Raw genomic sequence first — 19,897 nt, 5'->3', positions numbered from 1 at the left:
GTAATATTATGAATATCGAACGTATCATGGCCTCTTTGGAGGCAAAGCATCCCGGTGAGTCTGAATATCTTCAAGCCGTAAAGGAAGTACTTCTTTCCATCGAAGATATCTATAATCAGCATCCTGAATTTGAGAAGGCGAAAATCATAGAACGTTTGGTGGAGCCTGATCGTATCTTCACTTTCCGTGTTACGTGGGTGGACGATAATGGCGAAGTTCAGACCAATCTGGGCTATCGTGTGCAGTTCAACAACGCCATTGGCCCCTACAAGGGCGGTATCCGTTTCCATGCTTCCGTCAACCTCTCCATCCTTAAGTTCCTGGGCTTTGAACAGACTTTCAAGAATGCCTTGACCACTCTGCCTATGGGTGGCGGCAAGGGAGGATCCGACTTCTCTCCGCGCGGCAAGAGCGATGCCGAAATCATGCGTTTCTGCCAAGCCTTCATGCTGGAATTGTGGCGTCACCTCGGTCCGGATATGGACGTGCCTGCCGGCGATATCGGCGTAGGCGGTCGCGAAGTGGGCTATATGTTTGGTATGTACAAGAAACTGACCCGTGAATTTAAGGGAACGTTCACCGGCAAGGGACTGGAGTTCGGCGGCTCGCTGATTCGTCCGGAGGCTACCGGATTCGGCGGCTTGTACTTCGTAAACCAGATGCTGGAAACCAAGGGCATCGACATCAAGGGAAAGACTGTGGCTGTTTCCGGTTTCGGAAATGTGGCTTGGGGCGCTGTGACGAAGGCTACTCAGCTGGGTGCCAAAGTCGTTACCATCTCCGGTCCCGATGGCTACATCTACGACCCGAACGGTATCAGTGGCGAAAAGATAGACTATATGCTGGAACTTCGTGCTTCGGGTAACGATGTCGTGGCTCCGTATGCCGACGAGTTCCCCGGCTCTACATTCGTGCCAGGCAAGCGTCCATGGGAAGTGAAAGTCGATATCGCGTTGCCTTGCGCCACACAGAACGAGCTCAACGGCGAGGATGCCCGTCACCTCATCGACAACCAGGTGATGTGCGTAGGCGAAATCTCCAACATGGGATGTACGCCCGAGGCCATCGACCTCTTTATCGAAAACAAGATAATGTATGCACCCGGCAAGGCTGTCAATGCGGGCGGTGTGGCTACCAGTGGTCTGGAAATGTCGCAGAACGCCATGCACCTCAGCTGGAGTGCTGCCGAAGTGGACGAGAAACTCCACGCCATCATGCACGGAATTCATGCTCAATGCGTAAAATATGGGACAGAGCCCGACGGCTATATCAACTACGTGAAAGGCGCCAACATCGCCGGCTTCATGAAGGTTGCTCATGCCATGATGGGTCAAGGAATTATTTAAAAAGAAACTTTGTTTAGTTGTATTTGTATTTGTGGTTTGTGCTGCCCTACGCCTGCGAAGGTATGGGGCAGCTCTTTTTTTATTCTTCATTTTCACTCTCTTTCCTCTAAAGAAAAATATATTCTTTATCCTGCCGGTATGAGATTCTCATGATTTTCATCTATATTTGTGCGTGGAAATCAAAAGAACAACAAAGAGATGTTATTATCTGAATTGAAACAGAGACGCGATAAAATCCGTTATCTGATGGCTCAACAAGAGATTGACGCCGCTCTTATCGCTTGCAATGTGAATCTGATTTATACCTACGGACGTGTGGTCAGCGGTTATCTTTATCTGCCGTTGAACGCTCCTGCCCGTCTGTTTATCAAACGTCCCAACAACATCGCGGGAGAACATGTTCGTCCTATCCGTAAGCCGGAACAGCTTCCTGACTTGCTGAAGGAGTGCGGCTTGCCTTTGCCGACCAGATTGATGCTGGAGGGCGATGAACTTTCCTTTACGGAGTACAACCGCTTGGCGGCCTGTTTCCCTGATGCGGAAGTGCTGCCTTGCGGCACGGCGCTTATTCGGAAAGCGCGGAGCGTCAAGACGAACATGGAGATTGAGATGTTCCGCCGTTCGGGTATTGCCCACGCCAAGGCGTATGAGCAGATACCTTCGCTTTACAAGCCGGGAATGACCGACCGTCGCTTGTCCGTCGAGATAGAGCGCTTGATGCGTTTGGAAGGTGGTCTGGGCATCTTCCGCACCTTCGGGCAGAGCATGGAGATATTTATGGGAAGTCTGTTGGCGGGAGACAATGCGATGGCTCCTGCTCCATACGACTTCGCTTTGGGAGGAGAAGGGGTTGACCCTTCGCTGCCTATCGGTGTGAATGGGACGCCACTACAGCCCGGACAGAGCTTTATGGTGGATATGGGAGGAAATTTCTACGGTTATATGTGCGACATGAGCCGTGTGTTCTCCATCGGAAAATTGCCTTCTCAAGCCTACGATGCTCATCAGGTTTGTTTGGAGATACAGGAGGCTGTGGCCGAAAAGGCCAAGCCGGGAGTGGTTTGCGAAGAACTTTATGACCTTGCCATCGGAATGGTGACCAAGGCCGGATTTGCCGACAACTTTATGGGCGTGGGGCAGAAGGCCAAGTTCATCGGTCACGGCATCGGTCTGGAGATAAACGAGATGCCGGTATTGGCTCCTCGCATGAAGCAGGAATTGGAACCCGGAATGGTCTTTGCCCTGGAACCGAAGATTGTATTGCCGGGCGTCGGCCCTGTCGGCATCGAAAACTCCTGGGCGGTGACTGCGGAGGGGGTAGAGAAACTGACACAGGCTGAAGAGAAAATCGTGGAATTGTGATGATTATCACTCCTATTTCACCCTCCTGTTCAGCTGATTGTTTGCTTTTGACGGTTTTGATTTGCCGATTCGTTTTCCGGTCGGTTTCGCCTTGCGCGTCTGCTTTGGACGTTGTGGCGCGGTGTGTCTATTTCCTTTCATGATACTTGTTTAAGTAGTGGCGGGCGATGGAGTCCTAATTTTTGCCCATTGTTACATACTGATTATTGCCATATCGTTTTGTAGAGGATAGAAAACAATCGGGCACAAACAACACTTGTGCAATTATTGTCCAAGTGTCATTTGTGCCCGTTTTTTCTTGGTTTACATCATCGTCAGCAGCACCATCTGTCCTGCCAAGATACGCAGGAACATGGTCAACGGGTAAACCGTGGAGTAGCCTACGGCAGGAGCGTCGTTGCCTGCGGTCTGGTTGGCGTACGCCAGTGCGGGGGGGTCGGTGTTGCTACCGGCGATAAGTCCCATCAGCGTGAAGTAGTTCACCTTGCAGTAGAAACGTGCCACCATGCCGATGATGAGCAAGGGGAGAACGGTAATCAGGAAGCCGTAGCCCACATACAGCAAGCCGCTGCCTTCTACCACGGTCTCCACGAAGTGTGCGCCTGCCTCTATACCCACGCTGGCAAGGAAGAGCACGATACCTATCTCGCGCAACATCAAGTTGGCGCTCGTGGTGGTGTAGGTCACTAAGTGCAGTTTGTGTCCGAAGCGTCCGATAAGGATGGCCACCACCAGCGGACCGCCTGCCAGGCCCAGCTTCACGGGAGTCGGCATGCCGGGGAAGGCGATGGGAAGGCTTCCCAAAAGGATACCCAGGAAGATACCTACGAAGATGGTCACAATGTTCGGCGTGTCCAGACGCTTCAGCTGGTTGCCCAGTACGCGTGCCACGCGCTCTACAGCATCCTGCTGGCCCACTACCATGACACGGTCGCCTACCTGGAGTACCAGGTTCGGGTCGGCGAAGAGGTCCATACCCGAACGGTTGATACGGGTGATGTTTACGCCGTATATGCTGCGGAAGTGCATGTCGCCCAGCTTCTTGCCGTTGATTTCCGACTTCGTGACGAGGATTCTGCGCGATACCATCGGCGTGTCCTGATGCTCCCAGTCCATCTGAATCTCCTTGCCGATGAACGCCTTTACGGCTTCGGCATCCTCTTCGGTGCAGACGATAAAGAGCTGGTCACCTATATGGAAGATTGTCTTGTGGTCGGGAATGCTGACGTGTCCCTCGTGGCGTATGCGCGAGCAGACAAATGCGCGTCCCAGGAACTCCTTGACCTGTATCAGGGTTTTGCCGGAGAGCGATTCGTTGCGTACCTCCAGACTCATGGTGTGCGGCTGGTGCTTGTTGTCCGCCTCCCGGTTGCTCAACTCCTCTTCATCTTTCTTGAGGTTGACCCGGCAGATGTAGCGGATGGCGATGATGGAGCCGATGATGCCCACCACGCCAAGCGGATAGGCGCAGGCATATCCCAAGGCGATGGGGTCGCCCGTATAGTTCAGCTGGTTCAGCGCTTCGTTGGCGGCACCCAGACCGGGGGTGTTGGTCACGGCACCATACAGGATACCTACAATCATCGGCAGCTCAATGCTTCCGTCGATGAAGTAGATGCTCAGTGCCACCACCACGTTCAGCACCACAATGCCCACGGCGAGTGCGTTCAGTTGCATGCCCCCTTTCTTGAAAGAGGAGAAGAACGAAGGTCCTACTTGCAGACCGATGCAGAATACAAACAGAATCAAACCGAATTCGCGGATGAAATGCAGGATGTGCGTTTCTCCGGTGAAGCCGAAATGTCCCATCAGGATGCCGGCAAAGAGCACAAACGTCACTCCCAGCGACACCCCGAAAATCTTAATCTTACCCAGCAGCACACCCACGGAGATGACGAATGCGTACAAGCAGACGATGTGGGCTACGGATGATGGGTCCCATAATAAACTTTGTAACCAATCCATAATACCTAATAAAATATATAATTTAAAAATTTCGCACAAAATTACTTAATGCGCCGGAAGTGGCAAAGCGTTTGCGGGAGTTTTTGTGTTTCTAATACGTATAGATTCCCGCGCTTGCCGGCAATTCGTTCCCATTCGGGTCGAGTACCTTCAAGCGGAGGGTTCCGCCGTTATGGTCGAAATACTTTATCTCAACCGGATGCATTCCTTTGCCCAAGGCTTTCTGTCCTATCAGTTCCCGGGGAGAGTGGGGGCCGTCGTTGTCAACCACCGTTTCACCGTCGATTTTCAAGATGCTGCCGTCATCCGACAACAGGACGAAGGTATAGATGCCGTCTGAAGGCGCATTGAAATAGCCGGTAATCACCAGGCCGATGTTTCCTTTTGCTTCCGAAGGTATCCCTGCCTCTTTCACCTCATACGTTCCGTTGACCGGAGCGGCGTCGATGCCTGCGCAGTCATTTCCCGTATATTCATGCCATACCGCCTGCAATCCGGTATGTGACGGATTGGCCTCCACTGCCGGAGCGTATTCATCTTTGATGAAACGGGTCTTTACGATGTCGCCCTTCTTTCCGTTCGCGCGGAAGGTGCGGAGGGTGAAATCGGTGGTTTCCGTTACTTTTATCGCACCTTCATACAGAGGCGATTCCAAAGTCGGCACCGTGCCGTCTGTCGTATAGCGGATGGTCACGTCGGGAGCCGGGCATTTGATGTCCAACGTGCCTTCGCCGACAAAAGCGTTGGTCTCATAGAAACCTTCCAAATCCGGGATGCGGTAATTCACATCCATGATGTCCAACCGGGGGAATTGGGCGACCATCCGTCCGACAAAACGCTCCCAGTCTTTCGCTTCCGTTTCCACCCAAGCCACTTCGGACAAGGCAAGCATGCGCGGCATCACCATGTATTGCATCCGCTCTCTGGACGGAATCCACTCGCACCACACGTTGCCTTGCAGACCCAGTATCCGTTCTTTTTGGGCAACGCTGAGGGTGTCAATCAGCGGTTCGAAGGCGTACATGTTCTTTATCGAGTTCTTGTCCTGCTGGTAGTCGAGGTAGAAATTGGCGTTCGGGCTCAGGATGGCATGGTTGCCTTGCGCCGTGGCCGTCGGCACTGCCTTCGGGTTCCAGGTGCGCCACCACATGATGGTGGCCGTCGGCGAAAGCCCTCCTTCCAATATCTCGTCCCATCCTATCATCTCCTTGCCACGCTCGTTGAAGAACTTCTCCATGCGATGTACGAACCACGACTGCAACTCTTCTTCCGTCTTCAAGCCGTTCTCTCGCATCCGTTGCTGGCAATCCGGGCATTTCTTCCAGTTCGTCTTCTCCACTTCGTCGGCTCCCAGGTGTACATATTTATAAGGGAACAGTGGGATGATTTCGCTATATACATTCTGGCAGAATTCCAGTGCCGTCTCTTTTCCCGGACATACGGGTGAGGAGAAGACGGACCCCCAACCTATCTTGTCCGAGCAAGAGACACCTTTGTAATTGCTTATCGCAGCCAGCATGTGTCCCGGCATGTCAATCTCCGGAATGACGTCGATGCCGCGTACCGCCGCGTATGCCACTACCTCTTTAATGTCCTCTTGCGTGTAAAATCCACCGTAAAGCGTGTCGCCTTCCACCACTTTCAGCTTGTCTTCGGGAATCTCATAGTCCGGATTGTCGTTCTCTCCGGCGAGCTTCATGCACTGACGGTCGTGGCTGTTGAAGGTGCGCCATGCCCCTTTTTCGGTCAGCAACGGATATTTTTTGATTTCCACACGCCAGCCTTGGTCGTCGGTCAGGTGCCAGTGGAACTTGTTCAGTTTGTAGAGCGCCATCATGTCCAGCAGCTCCTTGACCTCCTCCTTGGTATAGAAGTGGCGCGATACGTCCAGCATCAGGCCGCGCCATTGCAGACGGGGCGCATCTTTGATGGTTACGGCAGGCACGCTCCATTCCACTCCGTTGACTACTTGATCCGATTCAATCTCGGCAGGAAGCAGCTGGCGCAGAGACTCGATGCCCGAAATCACCCCTCCGTAATTGTTTCCTTTGATTTGGATTCTTTTTGTAGAGACGTCCAGCAGGTATCCTCCCTCCTTCGCATCGGCGTTGCCTGTTTCCAGCGAGATGGTTCCTTCGCCTACCGCCGTCTCAAAGGTGTAGCCGGTGGCTTTCGACAGCAATCCTGCCAGGTAGTTGGCTGCTGGCATCAGTTCCTGGTCCGCCGCGCCAATGGTCTGTCCCTCTTTCAAGAGAAATGTTCCACCTTTTTCTTGCATCTCTCTGGGCTGTGGAATAATAGCAATCTCCCGTGTTTCCGATGGAGCGGAAGCGCATGCGCCCAAAAACAAGGCTCCCGTCAACGAGAATGCTGCAATCAGTTGTTTGTACATTCTTTGTGTCTTTTTAATGTTAGTAATTCGTTAGTAATTCGATAAGTAGCTACAAATGTACGGAAAAACCCTTGTTCGGATGCACTTTCGTAGGGAAATTTGTTGCAAGGCTGTACAGGGATATGTGGCGGAACGGCGAGTTTTATTCGTTAGACGGCTGTCTAACGAATAGAAAACGGGTGTTTAACGAATGGGTGACGGATGTCTAACGAACGGGCAACGGTTGGTTAACGAATTACATTCGCTGCTTGGAGGGGCTATTTATGCTGATAATAGGGGTTAGAAGTGGGGAAATTTAGCAATGATAATGGGGAGATTGTGAATGTGGCGTGGGCGTGATCTGGCAGTGCATACATTCATGCATGCAAAAGATTGTTGAATTATAATTCGGAAAGGCTATCTATCCTATTACCCAAAGACGTGGTGCTGTGTCTTAGCGATTGCATAAATTATAAAGAAGAAGAGCTAATGAAGCATGTGGTACTATTGGGGATAGGTATAATTGGATATATACTTCAATTGAACACCTCATACACCTCACCTTTATTCTTGCACATTTCGTAATGGTTGGATATATACTTCAATTGAACACCTCATACACCGGTCTTTGAGAAATGTTCCATTCGACAATAGTTGGATATATACTTCAATTGAACACCTCATACACCGATATTCAGACGAAAACCTAAAATAGATTAGTTGGATATATACTTCAATTGAACACCTCATACACCCTCTTCAGTTAATATTAAATCATCCAAATAGTTGGATATATACTTCAATTGAACACCCCATACACCCGACAAGAACTGCTCGGTGTACAGCCCGTAGTTGGATATATACTTCAATTGAACACCTCATACACCATCATGGTGGAGCGCTGGAAGTTAGCAGTAGTTGGATATATACTTCAATTGAACACCTCATACACCTTTCTCCTCTTTAGGTTCGTACTTATATAGTTGGATATATACTTCAATTGAACACCTCATACACCCAAATGTTTCTGCTTTACGAAGCACTATTAGTTGGATATATACTTCAATTGAACACCTCATACACCTTATGGCGCATAAGTGCTTGATTCTATATCCTTTATAGAGATAAACACTCCCGAATTTTGGGGGATGTTTATGAGTATTGGCGTACTACACACCTTTATCCTGTCTGTAAATGTTACATCGGGGACTGCCTTTCTTAAAATATTGAGTGCTCCGTTTATATCCGCATTAACAAGGACGTTCTTTGCGGAGCGGAACAAGCCTCTTTTTATTCGCTTTCCTGCATAGGTCTCGTGCTTCTTTATAGGTTCGTCGTCTAAAAAACTACATTTTGAGGTGTAGCTTTCATCTTGTACGATTACCCGTATGCCGTGCAATTGAGCCTTGTATGTCAGCATGTTTATAAAGCGTGCATGGGGTATTTGTGTGAAGTTCTGATTATTGATTTTCCCTATGTTTACCTCTTGTTTCCACTCTTTGTTTTTACCAATAATCAATGTGTTGATATGATTGGAAACTAATTGATTGATAATGTATCGGGAACTTTTGTGCAAATAATCGTCCACTTTCTGGTTGCGCTTGAATGTCAAACGCTTGATGCTGTTGCTGCTTTTTCTGTCATCATATCGGGTCTCTAATTGTGATTTCCTTTTTGCCAGTTGCTCGTTATAATAATGGTTCACCGATTTCAACGGTCTGCCATTGACGAGGAAAGGCGACAAAACATTGCTGGCTACTGCCGCGAGATTGTTTACGCCAATGTCGATGGAGCAATAACGGTGGTTGTCGGGAAGTTCTTTCACCTCTTCCACATTGTATATTATTTCCACCACATAATGGTTGCCTTTGGGTACTACACGCACCTGCTGAACCTCTGACTTGTATTCGTATTTATCCTTTCCTTGTTTGTCTTTTCCCACGCACACCCGTTTCACGTCACCACCTCGTTGGGTCTTGATAAGCACATCTTCGCCGGATAGCTTGATGTATCCTTTCTTTAACCATTCCATAGAAATGGCTTGGTTGGTATAGGTGGCAATGTATCTGCCTTTGGTCTTGTGTAAGTATTTGGGGAGTTCAACGGGACGGTCGTTTTTTCCCGTTTTCTTGGCTTTCAATGCTCCGAAGAAGGACTTGAAATTCCTGCCTACCATTTCCATTGTGGTTTGGCTCACCTTTCGTGGGAGGGCAAGATAATCCGCTTGGTTGTTTTTCGTGAAGTCTTTTATGACTTGCCGATGGTATAAATGCTGTTGGGTTGTAAAGAAGTGTTGCCTGATGGTGTATAACGTGGCGTTATACAAGTTCTTTGAGCGGAAGCAGATGTCATCCAGCTTCGCAAACCTCTCATCAGACTTTTTAATGATATGTCTTTCGGCCAACTGCATTTTATTGAATTCCCTCCAGGTTTCCCTTTTTGATTTCTGGAGGCAAAGATAAAAGAAATTTCTATTGCTTCTGATATATGCATGTAGAAATCCCTCTTTCAAAAAGAAATAAAGAATAATATCCCTATTCCCACAAATTATTCTTAGTTTTGCATAAACTAAAAATAGTATGCTTTTTACTGAAACAAAATATTTGGATTACAAGTTCCCTGAACCGCAATATCTTGGGGCTAAATTTATTCATCGAGGATGGATTGCGCAATTTATTCCGGAAAATGCAAATACCATATTGGATGCTTTTTCCGGCTCTCAATCTATTGCATATATGCTCAAACAGTTAGGAAAGAAAGTTGTAACTAATGATTTTCTGAGTTTCAATAATTTAATCGGCAAAGCTTTAGTAGAGAATCCGGGTTTTGTCCTCGACAAGCAAGATTTGAATATTCTGTTTTCTGAGAATAGCAATCCGGTCGAATTTGATCTTATGCAAAAGCTGTTTTCCGGTTTATTCTTTATTCCGGCAGATGCTGCTTTTGCGGATAGCTTTCGTAGCAATGTGCATCGTCTGGGAAATGTGTATAAACAAGCATTGGCTTTGACTGTAATGTGTCGAAGTATGACCCGCAAAGTGACAATGGGGCATTTTGCACATACGCAAGCTCTTGTATATGCAGCCGATCCTGCTCGCATAAAACGTAACCGTAGTTTGATACGCCCGTTGAAAGATTTGTTTATGGAACTGCTTCCTGAATATAATGCTGCCGTTTTCGATAATAGCAAAGGTAATATCAGCTATAATGAGAATATCCTTGACCTGCTTCCTCGATTAAATGGAATAGATTTGGCCTATTTTGACCCACCATATTGCAATAGTCATGCTGATTACCAATCATTCTATCATTTGTTGGAAACCTATGTCGAATACTGGAAGGATAAGCAATTTATCAATGGAACCAAGCGTTATGAGCCTAAAAAATATAGTGGATTTGATAAAAATAGTGAGGCTCTTGCGAATTTGCAGTTAATGTTTGAACGGGCTAATCATATTCCGACTTGGCTTGTGAGTTATAACGATCGCAGTTATCCGGATGTAGATACTATGGTCGATATGATAAGGGCATATCGTGACGTTAAGATTGAAAGAAAAACATATAATGCCGGACGTGGCGGTAAAGGCAGCGTTGCCGGTAGCAGTGAAATACTTTTAGTTTGTACCACAAAATAAATTTTAAGGATAATGACAAACTTCGAAAAATGGGATAATGAGTTTAGAAATCAAAACTTATATTCGTTCAATCAAGATTCCAATGGCTTGTTATGGCTTAAGGTACGTGCGGTTTGTCGTAGTAAACAAATCGAACGGTTTGTTGCTCAAAACAATATTGTCCTTACTAAGACTAAGATTGCGGAACAAAATGTAGAGTTGTTCGAAAAATTGGAGAATACTCCTAATGCAATGCAGCTTCCTCGGCAGTGGGCGAAATAAAGAGTGTTGATTTCTTTATAGCAGACCATCCGATAGATTTGAAAGTCACGTTTTTTCCCAATCAGTATATGGATGAAAAATTAAAAAACAAATTGGGCAAAAGGGAAATTACATGGCTAAAACAAAAAGCAAAAGAGAGGGGTATTACGGTTAATAATGCTGTTTCTGAATCTTTGCAAATATATATACTTTCAGAGAAATTGGCAGAAGTAGGACACACAGACATTCTTGCCGAATTGAATGACAAACGCAAGGAGGTTATAGCAGAAGCTAAAGAGAATACAATAGAATTAATGACGTGGTTATATGCTAACCAAGGAGAAATGAGATTTGGTGCTGAAAACAGGTTGTTTGTGATTCTTGTGGATACGGAAAATATGACTCAATCGTGGAAAATGAAAAGGGCATTTTCTCTTATTGAACCTAAAATCAATAATTATTTGGAGCAATTTAATGAAAATTCATTGAAAGAGATAGGCTTTACATTCAAGAAGAATCGTTATAAGGCGCTTGCTGATGTGATTTTCATTGAAAAATAATGTAATAATCATTTGCCAATAATCTAATGCCATACTATAAAGAAGAAATATGATGGATGGATTGAACTTTATCGCCATAGACTTTGAAACCGCCACGGGAAAGCGAGCATCTGTCTGTGAGGTTGGAATCTGCGTTGTTCGGAACGGTGAAATCGTGGAGACGCGCTCATGGTTGGTGCAGCCGGAAGGGAATCTGTACAGCTATTGGAACATGCAATGTCACGGGATTCGTCCGGAAGATACGGAAAATTCGCCCTCATTCCCGGAAGTGTGGGAGGAAATCGAACGGCTGTACCTTGACGAGTTCAATACCTTTGTGGCGCACAACGCGCCTTTCGACCGCGGTTGCCTGGAACATTCTGCGAAATTGTATCGTTTGCATTTGCCGGAACTGAGATGGTGTTGCACCTTGAAGGCAGCCCGGCAAGTGTACAGCTTCAGTTGCAATACCCTTGGCTATCTGTGTGGGCAACTCGGCATTCCCGAAGGCGTTCACCATCGTGCCGGAGATGATGCGGAGATGTGTGCAAGGCTGTTTCTGAGGATAATGGAAGATGGTAGGAGTTGAGCAAAGGAGGGAACTTTGGGACTTTATAACTTTGGGAGGGGATTTTCTGTTTGGAACTAATCAATAAATCTCTGTAATTTAATCCTTTGAGAACATAGTGGTAATCGTTTATATGTTATAATTGGGCACTATAAATTTACTGCTTATACCGAATCCACATTAATATATGAATCGTAAAATGAAGAAAACCGTTGTCCGATAATGCAAGGTGACGAATTTTTCCTAATTTTGTATTGTTTTCCAATGACAAATTAAGTTGTTGTTTATGCCATTGAACTTGACAGAAGAACAGATATTACAGCTTGCTCCGGATGACTCTTCGATAAAAGCCGGTAAAGGACTTGCGACTTTAGGCAAATGGGTGCTCAGGGAATGTAGTGAGCGTGCTGTCTGGGGGCATTGTCAGGGAAGCGGAAAGAATCCCTACCAGACGGTGATAGACTTGAATGACATCGCGTTCAAATGTTCCTGCCCGAGCCGCAAATTCCCCTGTAAGCATGGGCTTGGCCTGCTGTTGCTGTACGCACGGCAGCCGGAGCAGTTTAAGCGAGCGGAAGAACCCGATTGGGTAACCGCCTGGCTTGCCAAAAGAACGGAGAAGGCAGAGAAGAAGGAGCAGAAGGCAAAAAGCGAAGCGCCGGTAGATGAAGCGGCGCAGGCCAAAAGACAGGAGAAACGTCACCGGAAGGTACTTGAAGGGATATCCGACCTTGAGGTATGGATGAAAGACCTGGTGCGCAACGGCTTCCTGAATGTGCCGGAACGGATCTATACCCTATTCGACAACATGGCCCGACGGATGGTGGATGCTCAAGCACCGGGACTTGCCGGGAGACTGAGAGCCATGCAGGGGATAGACTTCGACACGGAAAGCTGGAAATCCGACCTGACGGAAAGCATGGGCAAACTCTATCTGCTGATGCAGGGCTACAGAAACATAGACACGCTTCCCGATGAATGGAAGGACGAGATACGCACGCAAATCGGATATCCTCAATCCAAAGACAATGTTCTTGCCGGAGCACCGGTAGCGGATAGCTGGCTTGTGCTTCACAAGCAGTCGCGTAAAGTCAACGATATCAATACCGACATTTACTGGTTTTATGGAAAAAGAAGCGCTCTTTTCGCCAAATACCTGAGTTTCACCGTTGCCGGAACCTTTTCCACTGAGAACTGGATTCCGGGCAGTGCCTATGAAGGTGCGCTATGCTTTTACAACGGCACCGGGACATGCCGCCGGGCATTGTTCAGGGAGTCCGTACTTCTGGAAGAAAGCTTTGTGCCGGATTGCAGCACGGATTTGAAACTGGCTGCCGCTGTGTATCGTCAGGCTATGATTGCGAATCCTTTTTCAGAGGAGGTCCCTTTGCTTGTAAATGATGTGACGGTGGTCCGGAACGGGAAAGGATACAGCCTGCTTGACAATGCAGGACAGGCTGTTCCGGTGAGGATGCCCGAAGAGACCTACATCGACATTCTCGCCATTACCGGCGGCAACCCGTTTGCATCGCTGGTTCTTGTAAACGGGGATATATGGGAATTGAAATCCATTTGGTACAACAAAGTATATCATACTTGGAGAGATGAACGTAACTGAACCTATCATACAGGCTGCACTGCTCGGAACAGCCAACCATGAATTTGCTCCCGGTGACTTTCCGGACTCCCTTCAGACATTGGTGAGCCGCATCCGTGAGAAATCCGACGACATGGAGGCGTTCCTTTACATGACAGCCGCATCCGCATTCGCTTACAGACGGGCGGGATGGGAACCGGCCGGAGCGGAAGGCATTGTTCCCGTGGAGAAAGCTCCTGAAGAGGAACTGCCGTATTTTGACAAAGACCGAAGCTTGCTCTTTTCCAGACTTCAGGACACGCGCTATATGCCGGCCTATGCCTATCGCCTGGCGCAGGACTCCGGAAAAATCATTTCACCCGAATATCTTCAACCGCTTATCCGGCGTGCCTATGACAGCAACAACCCGTTGCGATTCGAAGAACGCAGGTTGCTGAAAGGGCTGGCCGGAAACAGAGGCCTATGGCTGACCAGACAGATGGGGCTGGCCGGTCAGGAAAGTGAAAAGGTGGAGACTTGGGATACTGCCACACACGGCGAGCGTAAGGACATGCTTGCCAGATACAGGCGGCAGGAGCCTGCCGCGGCTCTTGAGCTGCTGCGCAAAGACTGGAAGAGCGAGCCTGCCAATCACCGAAATGAACTGCTTGAATGCCTTCGGACGAATATCGGTAAATCCGATGAACCCTTCATACAGGAGGTGATGAAGGCGGACCGTAGCACCGTTGTCAAGGAGACGGCGCGGAAACTTCTGTGCATGATTCCCGACTCGGCAATGGTGACACGCTGCTGCGAACTTCTGCGGGGACATATCAGGCACAATCTGCTTACCGGGTGGTCATACAAAGAGATTGAATATACCGAGGAGATGAAGAGCCTGGGGCTGTCCGAGGTAAGTTCCAACAAGAAGGAGAGTGATTCCGAATTCATTCTCAGGCAGCTTGCCGAACGCGTACCTCTGGACTTCTGGTGCGAAGTGTATGGATGTGACAAGGAAAAAGCCGCGAGGAAATTTGCCAAACATCCCCCTTTCAAGAAATACCTGGTTCTGGAAAATCCGATACTCAATTTTTCGGACGGATTGTGGGCCTTCCACACACTGAAGGAAGCCCCTTCCTATCTCTGCAAACCGGAACTTGTTGCTATGCTTACTCCCTCACAACGAGAGGAAATCTGCTGGCCGGAAAATGTCGGGAATTTCAATTACATACCTGATTCATGGTACGGGGCCGATTGCGAGATGTGGGGACCTAAATTCTCGTCCAGCGTCCTGTCATGGCTCCTGAAACGGGAATACTTATACGATGGCGCATACATGGCAGAGCGACTTGCCATTCATATACCTTCCCACTTAAGGAGCGTCATCGAGGCAAAAGCTGCATCTTCGGCAGAAGCATCGCCGTCCATGAACGGGTTCTGTTCGAAGATGTTGGAATTCATGGATCTTAAATCTGAAATAAATACGTTGTTAAACGAAAAAAAATAATTGATATTTATATGAGCACTTTACTGAGACAACATGCCGAGCAGCAGTTTGCAGAGGAACTTCATGAACTGAAAAAGAACGAGACCAACCCGATTCCGGAAAACTGGGAGATGTCTCCCCAGTCTGTAGTCACCTACCTCATGGGTGGGACATTGGAAAACGGTTTTGAAGTCTCCCCCAAATACATAGGCAACCGCCGCCTGATGGAGATTGCCGTGGCTACCCTTGTCACCGACCGCGCGCTGCTGCTGTACGGTCTTCCCGGTACAGCTAAGAGCTGGGTCAGCGAACATATTGCGGCAGCTATATCCGGCGATTCCACGCTGATTGTGCAGGGCACCGCCGGTACGGGAGAAGAGGCCATCCGCTACGGATGGAACTATGCCCGTCTTCTTGCCGAAGGACCTAGTGAAGGGGCGCTGGTGCAGACTCCGGTGATGAAAGCCATGCAGGAAGGTAAAATCGGCCGCATAGAAGAACTTACACGTATCGGTTCCGATGTGCAGGATACGCTCATCACCATTCTTTCCGAGAAGACCTTGCCCATACCCGAACTGAGCAAGGAGGTACAGGCCATACGCGGATTCAACATCATTGCCACGGCCAACAACAGAGACAAGGGAGTAAATGAGCTTTCAAGTGCACTGAAGCGTCGTTTCAACACGGTCATCCTTCCATTGCCTGACACGCTTGAGGAAGAGGTTGACATCGTCCGCCGCCGCGTGGAGAGCTTCGAGAAGGTGATGCAGCTGCCGGCAGAGAGACCGGCCCTTGATGAAATCCGTCGGGTTGTCACCATTTTCCGGGAGTTGCGTCAGGGGGCGACCAATGACGGCAAGGCCAAACTTAAGAGTCCGAGCGGCACGCTGAGTACGGCCGAAGCCATATCCGTGGTGAACAACGGTCTTGCCATGGCAGGCTATTTCGGCGACGGACAGATTCATGCCGAAGACCTCGTTTCCGGAATTCTCGGTGCCGTGGTGAAAGACCCGGTACAAGACAAAGTGGTGTGGCAGGAATACATGGAGACTGTGGTCAAGAACCGTGACGGCTGGAAAGACATCTACAGAGCTTCCAGAGATATGATTTGATGGACGTATTTTGCACCTCTTAAGTAATATGACAGACATTCATCTATTGGGAATACGTCATCACGGTCCCGGCTCCTGCCGGAACATCTTGCAGGAACTGGAGCGGATTCGTCCCGACCTCATTCTGCTTGAAGGACCGGCGGAGGCGGAAGCGCTCATGCCGTTCATTGCCGACGGGCAGATGGAGCCGCCGGTAGCCTTGCTCGGTTATCAGCCGGATGCACCGCAGAATGCCGTATTCTATCCGTTTGCCGACTTTTCGCCTGAATGGCAGGCTTTGCGCTATGCCCTTCGGGAGAATGTCACATTGCGCTTCTTCGACCTTCCGCTTGTCCATTCCCTGGCTTTCGAAGCGGAAAAGCAAGAGGGCGGCGAGTCCGGTGAAGCGAATGGCGAAGTGATTGAAAAAACGGGCGATCCGTTTGACCTGTTGGCGGAAGCCGCTGGCTATTCCGATGGGGAATCGTGGTGGAACATGAACATAGAACAGCGCAGGGAGAACTGTGGAATCTTCGAGGCTGTAAAGGAGGCGGTGACCGCACTCAGGGAGGCCCTGCCCGGACACACCTCTCGCAGGGATCTTGTCCGGGAAGCGTGGATGCGCCGCATGATTCGTGCCGCACAGAAAGAGTCTTTCGGGAGCATCGCTGTAATCTGTGGGGCATGGCACGTTCCGGCACTGGAGAATATGCCGAAAGTGAAGGAGGACAATGAGCTGCTGAAAGGGTTGCCAAAAGTCAAGACTGAGTGTACATGGATTCCCTGGACATATAATAGGCTCACCTTCCGCAGCGGTTACGGGGCCGGCATAGACTCTCCGGGATGGTACCATTACCTGTGGCATCATCCGGATGATGACGGCACTTTGTGGGTCAGCCATATAGCCGCCTTGCTGAGGCAGAAGAACATGGACGTTTCGGTGGCCCATGTCATTGAGACGGTCCGTCTGGCGCAAGCGACAGCCGCATTGCGCGGGATGCCTGCCCCCACGCTGGAGGAGTATAACGAGGCGGTGACAGCCGTCATGGGCTTCGGCGACGATATGCTGCTGCAACTTATCAGGGAATCGCTTATTGTAGGCAACCGTTTGGGCAAAGTTCCGGAAGCCGTACCTAAAGTTCCTCTTTTGATTGACGTCGAGCGGCTGCAGAAACGCCTGCGTCTGCCTTTCACGGCGGAAATAAAGGAAATGACACTTGACCTGCGCAAGGAAATCGATTTGGAACGGAGTCTGTTCTTCCACCGATTGGCACTGCTTGACATTGATTGGGCCAAACCGGAAGCCGCAGGCGGCAAGGGTACATTCAAGGAAAAATGGACCCTTTACCATAAGCCGGAACAGCTTGTTTGCATCATCGAACGGGCTGTCTGGGGGAATACCGTGAAAGAGGCCGTGCAGAAGTATATCTCCGACCGCATGGTCGGGGTTACCCGTATCCCTGAACTCACGAAACTTCTGAACCGTGTCATTCCGGCCGACCTTCCGGAACTGGTGGAGGCGATGACCATACGGCTCGACCGTCTGTCGGCGGCATCTGCCGATATCGTGGAAATGATGGAGGCGGTTCCCGACCTGGTGAACATCGTGCGTTACGGCGATGTCCGCAACCTGGATTTCAGCAAGGTGGGCGACATGCTCAGGGCGATGGTGGCGCGTATCCTTGCAGGAGGCCTGCTTGTTTGCATCAATATCGACGAGGAAGCTGCCGGTGGCCTGCTGGAGCACCTGTCGGCCACCAATTATGCCGTATCGACCCTTGATGATGAAGAACTGAACGGTATGTGGTACGAGTTTGTGCAGCAGATTCGCAATTCATCGGGAGCGCATCCCCTGCTCTCCGGATATGCCGCACGCATTCTTTACGACAAAGGGAGGATAGCGCGTGAAGAGATGCGTGACGCCTTGAGTTTCTATTCATCCGTGGGTAACGCACCTTCCGACACTGCATACTGGTTCGAGGGCTTTCTGCGGTCATCCGGTTCGGTACTGCTGTTGGACGACAACCTATGGCAGCTTGTAAACGGTTGGCTATGTGGGCTGAGTGACGGAAGTTTCATTGAACTGCTGCCGGTGATAAGACGTACATTCAGTAATTTCACCACAGCCGAGCGTCGCAAGCTGGGTGAGAAGGCAAAGGAATTTGAATGGAATGGAACCGATACAAAAACAGTCGTCGGGAATCATTCCTGTAATGACGGGGAGGCATCCAAAGTGATACCTCTGCTCGGCACACTTTTAGGAATCGGATAAACAAAAAGGAACAGCACATGGAAACAGCCTATTTGAAAAGATGGCGCATGGCTCTCGGCGGAAATGCCGCCGACGGAACCGGTGTCGCGCTGACGGTGGAGGAGCAGCGTCTTGATAGTTCGTTGGAAGCTGTCTATGACAGTGACAGGCGCGGAGGACTCGGGTCATCGGCCCCGAAAGTAAGCCGCTGGCTTGGTGATATCAGGGAGTTTTTTCCGCAGACCGTGGTGCAGGTCATCCAAAGGGATGCCATCAAGCGTCTGCATATCGACTCGTTGCTGACGGAAAAGGAGATGTTGGCGACGGTTGTCCCTGACGTACATCTGGTTGCCACACTGATGTCACTCGGAAGAGCCATCCCCGAGAAAAACAAGGAGATGGCCCGGCAGGTAGTCCGCAAGGTGGTGGACGAATTGCTGCGGAAGCTCACTGCTCCTACCCGGCAAGCCGTTACCGGTGCATTGAACCGTTCGGCAAGAAGACGCAATCCCCGTTACAATGAGATTGACTGGAAGACAACCATCATAAAGAACCTGAAAAACTACCAGCCTCAGTACAAGACCATCATACCGGAAGTCAGAATCGGTTATGGTCGCAAAAGCAAGGCATTGAAGGATGTTATACTTTGTCTTGACCAGAGCGGTTCGATGGGGACCTCTGTCGTCTATTCCGGCATCTTTGGGTCAGTGCTGGCTTCCCTGCCGTCCGTGAACACGAGAATGGTGGTGTTCGACACCTCGGTTGTTGACCTGACCGACGACCTGCAAGACCCGGTTGACCTGCTGTTCGGTGTCCAGCTTGGCGGTGGGACAGACATTGCCAGGGCTTTGACCTACTGCCAAAGTGTGATTACACGTCCGTTGGATACTGTCCTTGTTCTGGTGACAGACCTTTACGAGGGTGGCGATGTGAAGGAGATGTACAAACGTTTCGCCTCCATCGTTGCCGGTGGAGTGCAACTGATTGTGCTTCCTGCCCTGAATGATGATGGAGCACCCTGCTACGATAAGCATCATGCCGAGTATCTGGCCGGCCTCGGTGTCCCCACGTTTGCATGTACACCGGATAAATTTCCCGATTTGATGGCCGCCGCATTGAGCAAGCAGGATATCGGAATGTGGGTGTCAAAGAATATTGAAGAGAAATAATTGAAACAGTACGGCTTTTTCATTTGCGGGAGTTAAAGGAGTTATCACTTCACTTCGTTTCATTAGGAGTGAAACCGACTTGTCGGCTGATGACTCCTCTGAGAAGAATAGATAATCGTAATTGTTTACAAAGTATGTCTCTGTCCCGAAAGTTTTGTCTTCTCTCTGTACTTCTTGTCCGCGTCTTATCCGGTCCTTTTCTGCTTCGTAGTTTCTTCGGTGTTTCTTCGGACGTTCTTCGGACGTTCTTCGGACATTCTTCGGTCCTAGGGAGTGGAGTTTGTCCGAAGAACGTCCG

15 protein-coding genes and 1 CRISPR repeat array are annotated in these 19,897 nt (G+C 49.3%); of the genes, 11 read left to right on the top strand and 4 right to left on the bottom strand.

Annotated features, from left to right (window positions below; genetic code table 11):
* The first annotated feature begins 8 nt into the window (after positions 1–8).
* Both gdhA and K2G43_RS12605 read left to right on the top strand, forming a co-directional pair.
* Complete coding sequence (gene gdhA / locus K2G43_RS12610; RefSeq protein ID WP_297641653.1) at positions 9–1,346, top strand: NADP-specific glutamate dehydrogenase; 1,338 nt, start codon at positions 9–11, stop codon at positions 1,344–1,346.
* Between the two features lie 198 nt (positions 1,347–1,544).
* Positions 1,545–2,708 (top strand): Xaa-Pro peptidase family protein, encoded by a 1,164-nt coding sequence (locus K2G43_RS12605; protein WP_297641651.1) that lies wholly within the window; start codon positions 1,545–1,547, stop codon positions 2,706–2,708.
* Positions 2,709–3,011: 303 nt separating this feature from the next.
* On the opposite strand, the gene K2G43_RS12600 is transcribed toward K2G43_RS12605, so the two are convergent.
* The 3 genes from K2G43_RS12600 to K2G43_RS12590 form a co-directional block, all read right to left on the bottom strand.
* Positions 3,012–4,673 (bottom strand): putative transporter, encoded by a 1,662-nt coding sequence (locus K2G43_RS12600; RefSeq protein ID WP_297641649.1) that lies wholly within the window; start codon positions 4,671–4,673, stop codon positions 3,012–3,014.
* A gap of 91 nt (positions 4,674–4,764) precedes the next feature.
* Positions 4,765–7,065, bottom strand: a complete 2,301-nt coding sequence (locus K2G43_RS12595; protein ID WP_300155778.1) for a family 20 glycosylhydrolase — start codon at positions 7,063–7,065, stop codon at positions 4,765–4,767.
* Between the two features lie 499 nt (positions 7,066–7,564).
* Positions 7,565–8,128: a CRISPR direct-repeat array (repeat unit 38 nt; unit sequence TAGTTGGATATATACTTCAATTGAACACCTCATACACC).
* On the bottom strand, positions 8,129–9,448 hold the full coding sequence (locus K2G43_RS12590; RefSeq protein ID WP_300155776.1) for a transposase: 1,320 nt from the start codon (positions 9,446–9,448) through the stop codon (positions 8,129–8,131).
* A gap of 175 nt (positions 9,449–9,623) precedes the next feature.
* Between K2G43_RS12590 and K2G43_RS12585 the strand changes: the two genes are divergently transcribed.
* The 9 genes from K2G43_RS12585 to K2G43_RS12545 all read left to right on the top strand — a co-directional run bounded on the left by K2G43_RS12585 (position 9,624) and on the right by K2G43_RS12545 (position 19,599).
* On the top strand, positions 9,624–10,679 hold the full coding sequence (locus K2G43_RS12585) for a DNA adenine methylase (RefSeq protein WP_300155773.1): 1,056 nt from the start codon (positions 9,624–9,626) through the stop codon (positions 10,677–10,679).
* Positions 10,680–10,691: 12 nt separating this feature from the next.
* Positions 10,692–10,940 carry a hypothetical protein gene (locus tag K2G43_RS12580; RefSeq protein WP_300155770.1) on the top strand — a complete coding sequence of 83 codons (249 nt, stop codon included), beginning with the start codon at positions 10,692–10,694 and terminating at the stop codon, positions 10,938–10,940.
* Positions 10,941–11,008: 68 nt separating this feature from the next.
* Entirely contained in the window at positions 11,009–11,479 is a 471-nt protein-coding gene (locus tag K2G43_RS12575; protein WP_300155767.1) for a hypothetical protein, read from the top strand.
* 52 nt (positions 11,480–11,531) lie between these two features.
* Positions 11,532–12,047 (top strand): 3'-5' exonuclease, encoded by a 516-nt coding sequence (locus K2G43_RS12570; RefSeq protein ID WP_297641718.1) that lies wholly within the window; start codon positions 11,532–11,534, stop codon positions 12,045–12,047.
* A gap of 265 nt (positions 12,048–12,312) precedes the next feature.
* Complete coding sequence (locus K2G43_RS12565) at positions 12,313–13,644, top strand: SWIM zinc finger family protein (protein WP_300155764.1); 1,332 nt, start codon at positions 12,313–12,315, stop codon at positions 13,642–13,644.
* On the top strand, positions 13,631–15,109 hold the full coding sequence (locus K2G43_RS12560) for a DUF5691 domain-containing protein (protein WP_300155760.1): 1,479 nt from the start codon (positions 13,631–13,633) through the stop codon (positions 15,107–15,109). Before K2G43_RS12565 ends, K2G43_RS12560 begins: the two co-directional genes overlap by 14 nt.
* Before the next feature lie 11 nt (positions 15,110–15,120).
* On the top strand, positions 15,121–16,200 hold the full coding sequence (locus tag K2G43_RS12555; RefSeq protein WP_297641641.1) for an AAA family ATPase: 1,080 nt from the start codon (positions 15,121–15,123) through the stop codon (positions 16,198–16,200).
* 28 nt (positions 16,201–16,228) lie between these two features.
* A complete protein-coding gene (locus tag K2G43_RS12550; RefSeq protein ID WP_300155757.1) occupies positions 16,229–18,451 on the top strand; it encodes a DUF5682 family protein in 2,223 nt (740 codons plus the stop codon).
* A 17-nt stretch (positions 18,452–18,468) separates the two neighbouring features.
* Entirely contained in the window at positions 18,469–19,599 is a 1,131-nt protein-coding gene (locus K2G43_RS12545) for a VWA domain-containing protein (protein WP_297641637.1), read from the top strand.
* On the opposite strand, the gene K2G43_RS12540 is transcribed toward K2G43_RS12545, so the two are convergent.
* Positions 19,576–19,897, bottom strand: a 322-nt coding sequence (locus K2G43_RS12540; protein ID WP_300155753.1) for a hypothetical protein, incomplete at its 5' end; no start/stop codon positions are given. The genes K2G43_RS12545 and K2G43_RS12540 overlap by 24 nt on opposite strands.

The organism is Bacteroides sp. (assembly GCF_029057325.1).
Classification (GTDB): domain Bacteria; phylum Bacteroidota; class Bacteroidia; order Bacteroidales; family Bacteroidaceae; genus Bacteroides.
Note: the sequence above shows the minus strand (reverse complement) of the source record. Positions and strands in the feature narration are given on the sequence as shown.